The following is a 14,884-nucleotide window of genomic DNA, read 5'->3' as shown; positions in this document are numbered from 1 at the left end:
TCAAGCGTGCTGCAACAACCAGTCGTGCAATTCACGCACGCTGTGCGCCACATGGCGCGGCTTCAGCACATGAAAAGCCTCAGGCTCGTGGGCCCCGTAACTCACCCCCACGCTGGCGCAACCTGCATTCAGGGCCATCTGGAGGTCGTGCGTGGTGTCGCCAATCATCAAGGTGCGCTCGGGCTCTGCGCCAAATTCACGCATCAACTCGTGCAGCATCAAAGGGTTGGGCTTGCCCGCTGTCTCGTCGGCCGTGCGCGAGCCGTCGAACACACCGCGCAGCTCCACCGCCTGCAAGGCTTCATTCAAACCATGGCGGCTTTTTCCGGTGGCCACCGTCAGCCAGTGGTGCCGGGCTTTGAGGGCGTCGAGCAAATCCAGCACGCCCTCAAACAAGCTGATGTCGTTCTGGTGCTGCAGGTAATGGTGGCGGTAACGCTCGCCCAGGGCCGGGTATTTGTCTTTCGGCACATCGGGCGCGGCGTGGGCCAGCGCGGGCAACAGCGACATGCCAATCACATAAGAGGCCGCCTCGCGCGAGGGTTCCTGCCCGCCCACATCCACCACCGCCCGCTGGATGCAGCGGGTGATGATGGCGGTGGAATCGAACAAAGTGCCATCCCAATCGAAAGCGATCAGGTCAAACTGGCGGGGTCGGGCGTTGGGCATGGTCGACATACGCTTTCAATTCGGGGGGTAAATCGGCCTGCAGGGCGACACGCTCGGCGGTCACCGGGTGGTTGAACTGCAGGCGCCAGGCATGCAAAAACATGCGTTTGAGGCCTGGGCTGGCGGACGGTTTCTGGAGTTGGCGATTCCACTCGAAATCGCCGTACTTGTCATCGCCCGCGATCGGGTGCCCTTGCGATGCCAGGTGCACCCGGATCTGGTGGGTGCGCCCGGTCTTGATGGTGACCTCCAGCAAAGTGGCGCCAGGCAGGCGCTGCGCCACCTTGACCAAGGTGATCGAACGCATGCCGTCCGGGTCTTCAGGGGTGGTGACCCTGACCCGGCGCTCACCGTCGGGCAGCAAAAACTTGTGCAGCGGCTGGTCGATCACCTTGAGTTTGGCGGGCCAGTCGCCCTTGACCAGCGCCAAATAGGTCTTGCCCGTTTCACGCTCACGGAACTGGTCTTGCAGGTGCTTCAGGGCGCTGCGTTTTTTGGCCACCAGCAAAATCCCGCTGGTGTCGCGGTCCAGCCGATGCACCAATTCCAGCAGCTTGGCCTGGGGTCGGGCTTGGCGCAGCTGCTCAATCACGCCAAAACTCACCCCCGAGCCGCCATGCACCGCCACCCCGGCCGGTTTGTCGATCGCCATCAGGCTGTCGTCTTCCAAAAGCACCGGAAATTCACGCCCAGGCGCTGGGCGCTCGGCTTTTTCGGCGACTTTTTCAGAAATGCGCACGGGCGGCAAACGCACCTCGTCGCCGTTTTCAACCCGGGTCTCGGCCGAAGCACGGCCTTTGTTGATGCGCACTTCGCCGCTGCGGATGATGCGGTAGACGTGGGTTTTGGGCACACCCTTCAAGTGACGCATCAAAAAGTTGTCCAATCGCTGCCCGGCCGACTCCTCGTCCACCAACAACCATTTGACGGCGGGCGTCGCAGCAGCGGACTTGGACCCTATAATGTGATTCACTGGCAATTGGCTGTAAGTGGTTGATTCAAATGGAAATGGATTCCTGAAGAACTGGAGTTTAGTCCACCACCACCGCGCCAAACCAGATGGTCGATGCCACCCCCGGCACGATTTGCAGACTGAAGGCCAACGCCGACAGTGGCCAATCGCCCCGGAGGTTGGGCCGACGCCCTGAAAACCCAGATACGGAATACCCCAAGTCCAGCAGCCCCAACATGGCTGTTGGACGGATCAAAGCGAGATGGTTGTGTTGTTCGGAACTTTGCTGATGTGCTTGGAGTGGCTCACGAAGCCATTCTCCACAGTCACGCCTCGTGCCCGACAGTTGGTCCTGGACACCGGGGGAAGCCCCCGGCAGTGGACGAATCCTTGCACGCCTTTCCCCTCGCCCCATCCACGCGCCACGATCCCCATTCCTGTGCTCACGCACAGCTGAATGGCGATCACCTTCGGCAATTCCCTTCGTTTCAGGCGTCAGCTCCGGCAACGGAGGCTTTGAGATTCCCAGGAATCCAGAGCCAGTTGTGTAAACAGGTTCCAGACAGCAGGCATTTTTCTGCACTGGGGCCAACGCTGACAAGAGAAGGAACGCATCATGAAACGGATGCTGATCAACGCCACGCAAGCTGAAGAGCGCCGCCTGGCCATCGTCGATGGACAAAAACTCCTCGACTACGAAATCGAAATCGAAGGCCGCGAACAGCGCAAGGGCAACATCTACCAAGCGGTGGTGACCCGCGTCGAGCCCTCACTCGAAGCCTGCTTTGTGGACTACGGCGAAGACCGCCACGGCTTTTTGCCCTTCAAGGAAATCTCGCGCCAATACTTTGCCGAAGGCGTGTCTGTTAGCCAGGCCCGCATCCAGGACGTCATCAAGGAGGGCCAGTCCCTCTTGGTGCAGGTCGAGAAAGAAGAGCGCGGCAACAAAGGCGCAGCGCTCACCACCTTCGTCAGCCTGGCTGGCCGTTATGTGGTGCTCATGCCCAACAACCCCCGTGGCGGTGGCGTCAGCCGCCGCATCGAGGGCGATGACCGCGCAGAGCTCAAAGAAGCCATGGACCAGCTGGAGTACCCCAAAGGCATGTCCATCATTGCGCGCACCGCAGGCATTGGCCGCTCCGCGCCCGAGTTGCAGTGGGACCTGAACTATTTGCTCAAGCTCTGGAGCGCCATCGATGGCGCCTCCAAAGGCGGCAAGGGTGCCTTCCTGATTTACCAGGAATCCTCGCTGGTCATCCGCGCGATTCGTGACTATTTCAACAACGACATCGGCGACATCCTGATCGACACCGACGACATCTACGACCAGGCTCAGCAGTTCATGAGCCACGTGATGCCCGAGTTCGCGCCGCGTGTGAAACGCTACCGCGACGACGCGCCGCTGTTCAGCCGTTTCCAGATCGAGCACCAGATCGAATCGGCCTATGCCCGCACCGTGCAACTGCCATCGGGTGGCGCCATCGTGATCGACCACACCGAAGCTTTGGTGTCGGTCGACGTCAACTCCGCCCGCGCCATCAAGGGCGGTGACATCGAGGAAACCGCCACCCGCACCAACCTGGAAGCTGCCGACGAAGTGGCCCGCCAGATGCGCCTGCGCGACCTCGGTGGCCTGATCGTGATCGACTTCATCGACATGGAAGAGTCGAAAAACCGCCGCGAGGTGGAAAACCGCCTGCGCGATGCGCTGCGCCAAGACCGCGCCCGCGTGCAGTTCGGCACCATCAGCAAATTCGGCCTCATGGAAATGAGCCGCCAGCGCTTGAAGCCTGCCCTGTCCGAAGGTGCGTCCATCCCCTGCCCTCGTTGCGGCGGCGCGGGCCACATCCGTGACACCGAAAGCTCGGCACTGCAGATCCTGCGCATCATCCAGGAAGAGTCCATGAAGGACAACAGCGCCGCCGTGCACGCGCAAGTGCCCGTCGAAGTCGCGTCTTTCCTGCTCAACGAAAAGCGTTCCGAGATCGCCAAGATCGAACTGCAGCAACGCATCAACGTGCTGCTGGTGCCCAACAAGTCGCTGGAAACCCCGCACTACAAACTCGAGCGCCTGAAGCACGACGACCCGCGCCTGGACCGCATCGAAGCCAGCTACAAGATGGCCGAAGAGATCGAAGACGCGACCACCGTGACGCGCCGTTCGCAAGAGCCCACCAACAAGCAAACGCCTGTCATCAAGGGCGTGTTGCCCGATGCACCTGCGCCGATTGCCCCGGTCAAGCCCGAAGCCCCGGTGGCTGCGGCCAAGCCTGCACGCAAAGCCGCAGCAGCCCCCGTGGTCGCTCCAGCAGCTTCCGGCGGTTTCTTTGGCTGGTTGAAAAACCTGTTCGGTGGCAGCGCCCCTGAAGCAGCCCCAGCAACTGTGGGCAAGAAAGACGACAAAGCACGCGAAGGCCGCAACGGCGAGCGCCGCACTGAAGGCCGCGAAGGTGGCCGCGATGGCGAACGCCGAGAAGGCGGTCGTGACGGCCGCCGTGGTGGACGCGATGGCCGCCGTGGCGAGCGCAGCGAAAACGCCACAGGCGAAGTCCGCGCACCCCGCGAAGGTGGACGTCGTGGTGAAGGCCGCGGCGAGGCACGTGCCGAAGGTCGCAACGAATTGCGTGAAGGCGAGGCCCGCCCCGCACGCGGCGAACGCGCTGAGCGGGGTGAGCGCGCAGAACGCCCTGCAGGCGAGCGCGCACCGCGCGAAGGCCGCCGCGATGGGCGTGGCGAAAACCGCAATGAAGGCAGAAACGAAGGCCGCAGCGATGCAACACCTGAGCTGAACGCCGATGGCACCGAAGTGCGCAACGAGCGTGCACCCCGTGGCGAAGGCCGTGGTGAGGGACGCCGCGAGCGTGGCGAGCGCAACGGTGAAGGCCGTCGTGAGCGCGGCGAACGCGGTGGTGAACGCCGCCCAGCAGACACTGCGGCCAGCGATGCCCAGGCACCTGAGACCGAGGTGATCGCCGCCGAAGGACAAGAAGCCAACGTGACGCAAGAAGGCGGTGCGCCGTCTGAGAACAACGGCGAACGCCGTGAACGCCGCTCGCGTGACCGCTACGGCCGTGACCGCCGCGAACGTGCTGGTGAACCGCGCCAGGACAACCAGGGCGAAGAAGCTCAAAGCACCCTGAACGCCGACTCGGCTGCCGCACCCAGCGCAGAAGCCACGGCTGAAGACCGGCCAGCGCCACGCTCTTACTTTGAACGTGCACAGCAAACTGCTGCAGCGCCCGTTGCTGCCGCAGCCGAAGCCCCGGCCGCCAGCACCGAAGCGCCCCCAGCCCCTGTGGTCACAGCTTCGGCTGTGTCAGCTCCGGTTGAGGCCCCAGCAGCCCCCGCAGCCGCTCCTGTGGTGGTCACGCCGCCCGCAGCACCCGCTGCGGCACCCCAAGCGGCTGCACGCACGGGTCTGCCTTCCGTGGCGAACTACACCCTGGAAATCGACAGCTTGCATCAAGTGGCGCAAAGCTCTGGCTTGATTTGGGTGAACTCTGACGCCGCCAAAGTGGCCGCTGTCCAGGCTGCCATTGCCGCTGAACCCCAACCGGTTCGCGTGCCACGCGAGCGTCCGCCCGCTGTGGTGCTGGACGAGGGCCCGCTGGTGTTGGTGGAAACACGCAAAGACCTGAAAGACATGAACTTGCCTTTCTGATCGACCAGCCGTTCCACGGCTCAAAAAACCGGGCGAGTCGCCCGGTTTTTTTTCGTCCGTACCCAGCAGGCTTGGGATTCACAGACATGGACACCCGGTCAAGCCGGGTGTGACCGAGTCGGGCTGGATGAGCTTCTGGTGTCATGCCCGCGAACGCGGGCATCCATCGCACACGGGGCCAGGGGGCACGGGCCCTCACTCAGACTTGTCATACCCGCGAAGGCGGGTATCCATGTTGGCTTGACCGCACAGCCCAGCAATCGCACTGCAGCAACACGCAGGTGGATACCCGGTCAAGCCGGGTATGACAAAGCAAAAAACCGTGTGTGACACAGCAATAAGCCATGCATGACAAAGCAAAAAACCGGGCATCAAAAGCGAGAAGCCGGGCATGAAAAGCAAGAAGCCCGGTGGACTGTGCCAGGCCGCTTGGGCGTGGGCTCTCAGGGCTAAGCCACCAGGGCGGCCTGTTTCCAGGCGGCCGTGGCCGCTGCGGGCTCCTGCCGCTGCTCGGCCAATTCGGCCAAGGCGCACCAAGCGCTGCGTTGGAGTACAGGCGCCTGCAAACCCTTGACAGCTTGCGACAACAGGCCTTGCGCCTTACCCCACAGCTGGTGACGCAAGCACAGCATGCCGGCCAGATACTGCCAGCGCGCATCCTGCGGCTGGGCTAGCTGGGCCGCCTCCACCCGGGCCAACCATTGGCGCGCATCGCTGGATTGCGCATCAGCCAACGCCGCGTCCAGGGCTTGCACCATGCGCGCCAGCTGATCGGGTGTCCAGCTGGATGAAAGAGACTGCAAAGCCCCCCAAACAGGCTGCAACCACTGCCTGGCCATGACCGCTGAGCCACCCACAGCCAGCAGTCGCAAGGCGGCCTCGGCGGCCAGATCGGGCATTTCACGTTGGACTGCACTCAAACCCAGCCACAAACGCTGCACGCCATCAGCATCGTGCGTGTGCGACAGCCACTCCAGGATCAAGCTGCGCACCAGACTGTTGGCGGTGGCTGGCGTGAAGGCCCGGTGCTTGGCCAGCAAAAGTGCCGTGTCCAGCGCCTGCGCAGGTTGCCCGGCCAGGCGGGCGGCCTTGAGCTGCAGCCGCATGGCCACCATGCGGCGGGCTGTCGCAGGGGGCAAGGACTGTAAAAGTTCCAGACTGCCGGCAGCATCACGGTCATCCAGCAGCCAGCGCGCGGCGCGAAGTTGGGCGCCTTCGGTCAAGGTCTGGCGCTCGGCCGATGGCCCGCTGCGCGCGGCTTCCAGCGCCGACTGCCCATGGCGTTGTCGCAGATCGCGGTCCTGCAAAGCGTGGGCCGACTCGGCCACCATGATGTGCGCCACGGTGCGCAAAGAAACCGCATGGTCCAGCTCCAGTCCCGCATCGCGCAGCAACGCTTCTTTTTCCAGCGCCATTTGCGCGGCCTTGCGGGCCCGCAAAAAACGCCCGGCCATGAACTGGCTGATGGATTCCAGCAAGGCGGCATGGGCAGCCCGTTCTTTTTGCTGCATGCGCCAGCGTCTGGCTTGCTGAGGCAAAGACAACAAAGCCGACAAAGCCTGCTGGGCCAGCACCACCACCAGCACGACCAAGCCCAAAACCAGCAAAACCAGATTGAGCGACAAATCAATCCGGTACGGCGTCAGGAACAAGGTCACGGTGCCCTGGTTGTTCCCCGCCAGCCATGCCGCAGCCGCAGCCAAAGCGAACAAGCTGATGAGCCAAAGTGCTGCACGCATGCGGGCTTACCTTCCGGCCGCCGCCGTGGCCAGGGCCGTCAAGGAACCCTCCAGGCGTGGCGATTCACTGGCTTTCAACTGGACCGCGGATTGGTCCAGCAACTGCAGCATCTGGGTGGTCTTGCGAGAAGACCCGTCGGCATAGCGGCGCACGATCACCGCCGCAGAGGCCAGATCGGCACGCGCCGCATCTTTTTGCCGAGCGAGCAAACCCAGGCGGGCGTTGAGCAGTTTCAGCTTCAGGTTTTCACGCAGGAAAAAACCCTGCTCGGGAGTCAGCAAGGCGGCCTCGGGTGACTCGATGCGGCTGACCCGCACCAAGCCCTTGAGCTGGTCCGCAAACTGGTTCAAACCCGCCATCCACCAGGAAGGGGCCGGGGTCTGCCCCGGCGTCAAAGAACGGTTTATGGCCGCTGCCGGCAACTCCTGGTTGGCCAGCGTCAAACCGTCGACCAACGCCACGCCTTCGTCCAGCTTGATCAACAAACCCGGCAAATCGAAGGTCTGCACCGTGCTCAGACGCTCCAGATCTTTTTCAAGCGCCCGCAGCACCGGGGCCAGGCGCGGCTGAGCGGCCCGCTGCACGCGCGCCTGCGCCGATTTGAGCGCAGCGATCAGCGGTTCGGCACTGCCCGTCAGTTGGGCCTGTTGCTGGGCCATGCGCAGCGCCGCTTCAATGTCCACCACCAGGTTTTCGTCGCGCGAACGCGACAGGCTTTGCATCAATTCTTCCAGCTGCCCCCGCTGCAAAGCCACCTCGCCCAGACGGGCCTCGACCAAGGCCAAGCGGGCGGCGCTGTCCTTCACCGTTTCTTGGGCCTGCTTGGCCCACGCTTTGGCTTCCAGGGATTGCTGGCCCGCATCGGCACTTTGGCGCGCCAGTTGTTCCTGAATGCGCGCCAACTTCTGCCACAGCAACACAGACACCAGCAAAGCCAGACCCGCCAGCGCAACAGGCAGCCAACGCAGCCAGGCGCGCCGCACCGACCTGGGTGGGGCAGAAATGGCGTCGGTCTCAGGTGTGGATGTCATGCCAGCGATTTTATAGAGTCGGCCTGCGCATCCACAGCCGCGGGCACCAGATCCACCCGCCCCCAGCCCGCCTGTTGCAAGCGTTGGGCAATGCGCGGGTGCGTGGCCAAGGCCCGCGCCTGCGCCAAAGGCAAGTCAGGACAGGCCTGCGCGAGGTGTTGCGCCGCCTCGGAACTGCTGAACAGCCACGCGCTGCCGTCGCGCACAGCCTGGCGGGCACGGCTTTGCTCTACAGGCGTCAACTCTGGGGCCTGGCGCACATAGGCCACGGCTTGCAACACCTGCAGGCCCGCGCTTTCGAGCTGCAGCGCCAGCCAATCGCGCCCCGCGAGCTGCCCATGGGCATCGGCGCCGCGCACGATCAGCACCGTAGGCGTGGATGGGGAAGCCGCCACTGCCACTTGCACCCGCTGCGCCACCAAGGCCCACAAAGCTTCCGAATCGAACTGGGGCGAGTCCTCATCGGGTGAATCGATCAGGCCCTCAGGCCAGCCCGCCGCGAGCAATGCAGCCCGGGTGCCCGGGCCGGTCGACCAGGCGCGGCAGCTGGGCATCGGCAGGCCCGCAGGCCGGGCCGCCATGAAAAAACGCACCGCATTGGCGCTGACAAACATCAGCGCCAAATGGCCAGGCACCGCCTGCCAGGCCGACTCCAGTGCCGAAGGCTCGGGCAAGGCAGCGATCTCGATCAGGGGAAACGTCTCGCAAGGCACACCCCGCGCCTGCAAGGCGTCGGCCCAAGTCTGGGCCTCACGCGCAGGACGCGTCACGATCACCCGGCAAGGGGCTGCGGCAGCAGAAGTGGCAGACGCCAGCGCCATGTCAGCGCCAGACCTCAATGCGCTCCGCCGTCGCGCAAAGCCTGCGCCACACTCAGGCCCAGCGCTTCTGCGGCTTGCAAGCCCTCGGCGCTGGCCTGCGCATCGGCCGTGACCAGGGTGGTCGCGCCTTCCGGGTCGCCCCAGGCCGCTTGCAGCTTGAGCACACCCGCTTCGATGGTGGCGTGCGCGGCCAAAGGCATGGAGCAGCTGCCGCCCATGGCACGGCTCACCGCCCGCTCGGCCGCCACGCGACGCCAGGACGGCGCATCGGCCAAGGGGGCCAACAGGGCACGCAAATCGGCCCGGTCGCTGCGAATTTCAATGCCCAAAGCACCCTGCCCTGCGGCGGGCAGCATCTGGTCGGTTTCAAAAATGTGGCGAATCCGCTCGGACAAGCCCAGACGCTTGAGGCCCGCCGCCGCCAGCACAATGCCCGCGTACTGGCCTTCGTCGAGTTTGCGCAGGCGCGTGTCCAGGTTGCCGCGCAAGGGCTCGATCTTCAAATCGGGGCGCAAGGCGCGCAGCAACACGGTGCGGCGCAGGCTCGATGTGCCGACCACCGCACCTGGCGGCAAGTCTTCCAGCCGGGCATATTGCGGCGAGACCCAGGCGTCACGCGGGTCTTCGCGCTCCATCACACAGGCCAACTCAAAGCCCTCGGGCATGTCCATGGGCACATCCTTGAGCGAATGCACCGCGATGTCGGCATGGCCTTCCTGCAGGGCTACCTCCAGCTCCTTGACGAACAGGCCTTTGCCGCCGACTTTAGACAGGCTGCGGTCCAGAATCTGGTCGCCCTGGGTGGTCATGCCCAGCAGCCGAACCTGGCAACCACGGGCCTCGAGCAGGGACTTGACATGTTCGGCCTGCCAAAGAGCCAGGCGGCTTTCTCGGGTGGCGATGACGATGGCGGGCTGGTGGGTCTCGGTCACAACGGGCTTTCTGAAAAATTTTTTGATCCCATCAAAATGAAATCAATTGGTAATTTTGTCTCTCCGGGCGATGCTAGCATGATGTCAAGAGAAATTGACACCCCCATACACCCCCCTCCAAATACCCGAGCACACGATGAAACAGGCCGCACCAGACAACGCCTTGCCCCCCAAAGCCGCTCCAAGCAGCACCCCTCGAGAAAAACGCGACAGCGAACGCCCCCTGGTCGAGGACATCCGCCTGCTGGGCCGCATCCTGGGCGACGTGATCCGCACCCAGGAAGGCCCAGAAGCCTTCGAGCTGGTCGAGCAGATCCGCAAACTCTCGGTGGCCTTCCGGCGCGACGCCGACCACGAAGCCGACAAGGCCCTGAAAAAACTGCTCAAGGGCCTGCCCGGTGACCGCGCCGTGAGCGTGATCCGTGCCTTCACCTACTTCAGTCACCTGGCCAACCTGGCCGAAGACCGCCACCACATCCGCCGCCGCGCCATCCACGAGCGCGCAGGCCACACGCAGGAAGGCAGCATCGACGTGGCGCTGCAGCGCCTGCGCTGGGCGGGCATCACGCCGCGCAGCATCTCCGACATGCTGGCCACCAGCTATGTCTCGCCCGTGCTCACCGCCCACCCGACCGAAGTGCAGCGCCAAAGCATCCTGGACGCCGAGCGCGACATCGCCCACCTGCTGACCGAGCGCGACGCCATCAAGGCCCGTGCCGCCGCCGTGAACGCCGCCAAGGACGCGCTCAGCCCCAAAGAGCTGGCCGCCAACGAGTTGCAAATCCGCGCCCGGGTGATGCAGCTGTGGCAAACCCGCCTGCTGCGCTTCACCAAACTCACCGTGGCCGACGAGATCGAAAACGCGCTGAGCTACTACGAAGCCACTTTCCTGCGCGAGATCCCCAAGCTCTATGCCGAACTCGAACACGCCCTGCCCGGCCAGCCGATTGCCAGCTTTTTGCGCATGGGCCAGTGGATTGGCGGTGACCGTGATGGCAACCCCAACGTGACCGCCCAGACGCTGGAACACGCCCTGACCCGCCAAAGCGACGTGGCCCTGCGCCACTACCTGACCGAGGTGCATTACCTGGGCAGCGAGTTGTCGCTGTCGGCCATGCTGGTGCCCTTTGGCCCCGAGATGCTGGCCCTGGCCGAGCGCTCGCCCGACACCAACGAACACCGCCAGGACGAGCCCTACCGCCGGGCGCTCACGGGCATCTACGCCCGGCTGGCGGCCACACTTAAAAACCTGACTGGTGGCGACGCCGCCCGCCACGCGGTGGCACCGCAAAACCCTTATGCCAGCGCCGAAGCATTTCTGGCCGATCTGCGGGTGATCGAAGCGTCTTTGTGCAGCCACCACGCCGAAGCCCTGGCCGCCCAGCGTCTGCACCCGCTGATCCGCGCCGTCGAGGTGTTTGGCTTCCATCTGGCCACGGTGGACCTGCGCCAAAGCTCGGACCAGCACGAAGCCGTGGTGGCCGAGCTGTTGACGGCTGCCCGCATCGAGAAAAACTACCGCCAGCTCGACGAACACGCCAAACAAGCGCTGCTGCTGGGCTTGTTGAACGACGCCCGCCCGCTGCGTGTGCCGGGGGCCAACTACAGCGCCCACACCGTGTCCGAGCTGGCCATCTTCGAGACCGCCCAACGCATGCTGCGCAGCTTCGGTCGGCAGGCCATTCGCCACTACATCATCAGCCACACCGAAAGCGTGAGCGACCTGCTGGAAGTGCTGCTGCTGCAAAAAGAAGTGGGTCTGCTGCGCGGCACGCTGGACGCGCAAGCGCACAACGACCTGATCGTGGTGCCCCTGTTCGAGACCATTGAAGACCTGCGCAACGCCGCGCCCATCATGCGCGACTTCTACGCCCTGCCCGGCGTGGCCGCGCTGGTCGCACGCTCGGGCGGCGAGCAGGACATCATGCTGGGCTACTCCGACAGCAACAAGGACGGCGGCATCTTCACCAGCAATTGGGAGCTGTACCGCGCCGAGATCGCGCTGGTCGAGCTGTTTGACAAGCTGCAAGGCAGCCACGGCATCACCTTGCGCATGTTCCACGGCCGGGGCGGCACCGTGGGCCGGGGCGGCGGCCCGAGCTACCAGGCCATCCTGGCCCAACCGCCGGGCACCGTGCGCGGGCAAATCCGCCTGACCGAACAAGGCGAAGTGATTGGCTCCAAATACGCCAACCCCGAGATTGGCCGCCGCAACCTCGAAACCCTGGTCGCCGCCACGTTGGAAGCCACGCTGCTGCAACCGACCAAACCCGCGACCCGGGCGTTTCTGGATGCGGCGGCCGAGCTCTCCAAGGCCAGCATGGGTGCTTACCGCGCGCTGGTCTACGACACCCCCGGCTTCACCGACTACTTTTTTGGGGCCACCCCGCTCAAGGAACTGACCCAGCTGAACATCGGCTCGCGCCCCGCCTCGCGCAAGGCGCTGGAAAAGATTGAGGACCTGCGCGCCATCCCCTGGGGCTTCAGCTGGGGCCAATGCCGCCTGACTTTGCCCGGCTGGTTGGGCTTTGGCTCGGCGGTGGCCGCTTTTTTGGACAAGCCCGACGCCGCCGAGCGCAAAGCCGCGCTGGCCCTGCTGCAAAAGATGTACCGCCAGTGGCCGTTTTTCCGCACCCTGCTGTCCAACATGGACATGGTGCTGGCCAAGAGCGACCTGGCCCTGGCCTCACGCTACGCCGAACTGGTGGGCGACGCCCGCCTGCGCAAAAAAATCTTCACCGCCATCGAGGCCGAATGGCACCGCACGGCCGACGCGCTCACGCAAATCACGGGCGAGAAAAACCGCCTGGCCAGCAACCCCGCGCTCGACCGCTCGATCCGCCACCGCTTCCCCTACATCGATCCGCTGCACCACCTGCAAGTCGAGCTGATCCGCCGCTACCGCGCTGGCCTGGCCGATGAGCGGGTGCAGCGCGGCATTCACATCAGCATCAACGGGATTGCAGCGGGGCTGCGGAATACGGGTTGAGCATTGCATCGTCTTGATGAGACTGGACTCGAGTGCTACCATTAGCACCTTTATTAGCACTCGGATCAGCTCATGGCACATCAAATTCTGTCCGAAACGGCCGCCAGCATTTCGGAGCTCAAGCGCAACCCCATGGGCACAGTGGCCGCTGGGGATGGTTTCCCGGTGGCTATCCTCAACCGCAACGAGCCTGCCTTTTATTGCGTGCCCGCCACATGGTTTGAGAGCATGATGGCGCAGCTGGAAGACATGGAGCTCAACGCCATCGCCGACGCCCGCAAAGATCAAAAAGTGGTGAAGGTCAAGCTCGATGAGCTTTGAACTGGCCTTTCTGGAAGAGGCTCTGGCCGAATGGCTGCGGCTCGACGGTGCCATTCGAACACAACTGAAAAAGAAACTGGCTGAACGCCTGCAAGCGCCGCGTGTCCCCGCATCCAAACTCAGCGGCCACCCCGACCGCTACAAAATCAAACTGCGCAGCGTGGGCTACCGCTTGGTCTATGAGGTGCGCGACCAGCAGGTTCTGGTGCTGGTGATCGCCGTGGGCAAACGCGACCGCAATGCGGTCTACCGGGCCGCTGCAGCGCGTTGAGCCAAGTCCTCAGAAGTCACCCGATAAAATCGGGGGCTATGACAAACCAACTCGACAAAAAATCCCAGGCCTGGTCCGCGCTCTTTTCTGAACCCATGAGCGAGTTGGTCAAGCGCTACACCGCCAGCGTGTTCTTCGACAAGCGCCTGTGGCAAGCCGACATCCAGGGCTCGTTGGCCCATGCCGAGATGCTGGCTGCGCAAAACATCATTGGCGCCAGCGACCTGGCCGACATCCAGCGCGGCATGGCGCAGATCACGCAAGAGATTGAATCCGGCGCTTTTGAATGGAAGCTCGACCTCGAAGACGTGCACCTGAACATCGAAGCGCGCCTGACCCAGTTGGTGGGCGACGCGGGCAAACGCCTGCACACCGGACGCAGCCGCAACGACCAAGTGGCCACCGATGTGCGCCTGTGGTTGCGCGGCGAGATGGACCTGATCATCGATTTGCTGGTGGACCTGCAAAAGTCGCTGGTCGATGTGGCCGAGAAGAATGTGGACGTGATCCTGCCCGGCTTTACCCACCTGCAAGTGGCCCAGCCCGTGAGCTTTGCGCACCACCTGCTGGCCTATGTGGAAATGTTTGCCCGCGACGCCGAACGCATGAGCGACGTGCGCCGCCGCACCAACCGCCTGCCCCTGGGCAGCGCCGCCTTGGCCGGCACCACTTACCCGCTGGACCGCGAGCGCGTGGCCCGCACGCTGGGCATGGTCGATGAACACGGCCAGCCACAGGTCTGCCAAAACAGCTTGGACGGCGTGAGCGACCGCGACTTTGCGATCGAATTCACCGCCGCCGCTTCGCTGTGCATGGTGCACATCAGCCGCTTCTCGGAAGAGCTGATTTTGTGGATGAGCCAGAACTTTGGTTTTGTGCGCATCGCCGACCGCTTCACCACCGGCTCTTCGATCATGCCGCAGAAGAAAAACCCCGATGTGCCCGAACTCGCACGCGGCAAAACCGGGCGTGTGGTCGGCCACCTGATGGGCCTGATCACCCTGATGAAGGGCCAGCCCCTGGCCTACAACAAGGACAACCAGGAAGACAAGGAGCCGCTGTTTGACACGGTGGACACGCTCAAAGACACGCTGCGCATCTTCTGCGAGATGGTGGGCGGCCAGGTCAACCCCGCCACGGGCGTCAAAGAAGGTGGCATCACCGTCAACGCCGAGGCCATGGAAGCCGCTGTGAAAAAGGGCTATGCCACCGCGACGGACCTCGCCGACTACTTGGTCAAGAAAGGCCTGCCCTTCCGCGACGCGCACGAGGTGGTGGCCCACGCCGTCAAGACCGCGCAAGGCCTGGGCGTGGACTTGTCGGAACTGTCGCTGGAAACCCTGCAAAAGTTCGACAACCGCATCGAAGCCGATGTGTTCGGCCCGCTCAGCTTGCAAGGCTCGCTGAACGCCCGCAACACCTTGGGCGGCACAGCGCCCGCGCAAGTGCGTTTGCAAATCGCACGGCACCGCGCTCGCCTGGTCTGAACCGCCAAGC

General features: G+C 64.0%; 12 protein-coding genes. 5 read left to right on the top strand and 7 right to left on the bottom strand.

Annotation, left to right across the window (positions count from 1 at the left end; genetic code table 11):
• From ACZ5RT_RS02950 to ACZ5RT_RS02940, 3 genes are read right to left on the bottom strand one after another with little or no spacing between them, the layout of a single operon-like run.
• Complete coding sequence (locus ACZ5RT_RS02950) at window positions 1–669, bottom strand: HAD family hydrolase (RefSeq protein WP_464454185.1); 669 nt, start codon at window positions 667–669, stop codon at window positions 1–3.
• On the bottom strand, window positions 641–1,642 hold the full coding sequence (locus ACZ5RT_RS02945) for an RluA family pseudouridine synthase (protein WP_464453452.1): 1,002 nt from the start codon (window positions 1,640–1,642) through the stop codon (window positions 641–643). Before ACZ5RT_RS02945 ends, ACZ5RT_RS02950 begins: the two co-directional genes overlap by 29 nt.
• Before the next feature lie 58 nt (window positions 1,643–1,700).
• Window positions 1,701–1,859 carry a hypothetical protein gene (locus ACZ5RT_RS02940; RefSeq protein ID WP_291930052.1) on the bottom strand — a complete coding sequence of 53 codons (159 nt, stop codon included), beginning with the start codon at window positions 1,857–1,859 and terminating at the stop codon, window positions 1,701–1,703.
• Between the two features lie 378 nt (window positions 1,860–2,237).
• On the opposite strand from ACZ5RT_RS02940, the gene ACZ5RT_RS02935 reads away from it, so the two are divergent.
• A complete protein-coding gene (locus ACZ5RT_RS02935) occupies window positions 2,238–5,282 on the top strand; it encodes an Rne/Rng family ribonuclease (protein ID WP_422172357.1) in 3,045 nt (1,014 codons plus the stop codon).
• A 449-nt stretch (window positions 5,283–5,731) separates the two neighbouring features.
• Here ACZ5RT_RS02935 and ACZ5RT_RS02930 read toward each other — a convergent pair whose 3' ends face one another.
• Genes ACZ5RT_RS02930 through hemC form a run of 4 tightly spaced genes read right to left on the bottom strand, consistent with a single transcriptional unit; the run spans window position 5,732 to window position 9,806 of the window.
• Window positions 5,732–7,021, bottom strand: coding sequence for a heme biosynthesis HemY N-terminal domain-containing protein (locus tag ACZ5RT_RS02930; RefSeq protein ID WP_464453451.1), 1,290 nt, complete (start codon window positions 7,019–7,021; stop codon window positions 5,732–5,734).
• A gap of 6 nt (window positions 7,022–7,027) precedes the next feature.
• Window positions 7,028–8,053: a uroporphyrinogen-III C-methyltransferase gene (locus tag ACZ5RT_RS02925; RefSeq protein ID WP_464453450.1), complete on the bottom strand. Its 1,026-nt coding sequence runs from the start codon at window positions 8,051–8,053 to the stop codon at window positions 7,028–7,030.
• Window positions 8,050–8,874: a uroporphyrinogen-III synthase gene (locus ACZ5RT_RS02920; RefSeq protein WP_464453449.1), complete on the bottom strand. Its 825-nt coding sequence runs from the start codon at window positions 8,872–8,874 to the stop codon at window positions 8,050–8,052. Before ACZ5RT_RS02920 ends, ACZ5RT_RS02925 begins: the two co-directional genes overlap by 4 nt.
• Before the next feature lie 14 nt (window positions 8,875–8,888).
• Window positions 8,889–9,806, bottom strand: coding sequence for a hydroxymethylbilane synthase (gene hemC, locus ACZ5RT_RS02915; protein ID WP_422172073.1), 918 nt, complete (start codon window positions 9,804–9,806; stop codon window positions 8,889–8,891).
• A 136-nt stretch (window positions 9,807–9,942) separates the two neighbouring features.
• Between hemC and ppc the strand changes: the two genes are divergently transcribed.
• From ppc to argH, 4 genes are all read left to right on the top strand, one after another.
• A complete protein-coding gene (ppc, locus tag ACZ5RT_RS02910; protein WP_464453448.1) occupies window positions 9,943–12,795 on the top strand; it encodes a phosphoenolpyruvate carboxylase in 2,853 nt (950 codons plus the stop codon).
• Window positions 12,796–12,867: 72 nt separating this feature from the next.
• Complete coding sequence (locus ACZ5RT_RS02905; RefSeq protein WP_291930066.1) at window positions 12,868–13,116, top strand: type II toxin-antitoxin system Phd/YefM family antitoxin; 249 nt, start codon at window positions 12,868–12,870, stop codon at window positions 13,114–13,116.
• Window positions 13,106–13,387 carry a type II toxin-antitoxin system RelE family toxin gene (locus ACZ5RT_RS02900; protein ID WP_291930068.1) on the top strand — a complete coding sequence of 94 codons (282 nt, stop codon included), beginning with the start codon at window positions 13,106–13,108 and terminating at the stop codon, window positions 13,385–13,387. The genes ACZ5RT_RS02905 and ACZ5RT_RS02900 overlap by 11 nt, the downstream gene beginning before the upstream one ends.
• Before the next feature lie 38 nt (window positions 13,388–13,425).
• On the top strand, window positions 13,426–14,874 hold the full coding sequence (argH, locus tag ACZ5RT_RS02895; RefSeq protein ID WP_291930070.1) for an argininosuccinate lyase: 1,449 nt from the start codon (window positions 13,426–13,428) through the stop codon (window positions 14,872–14,874).
• Window positions 14,875–14,884: the final 10 nt, after the last annotated feature.

It is taken from the genome of Limnohabitans sp. TEGF003 (genome assembly GCF_055395455.1).
This window is presented reverse-complemented; position numbering and strand designations above follow the sequence as displayed.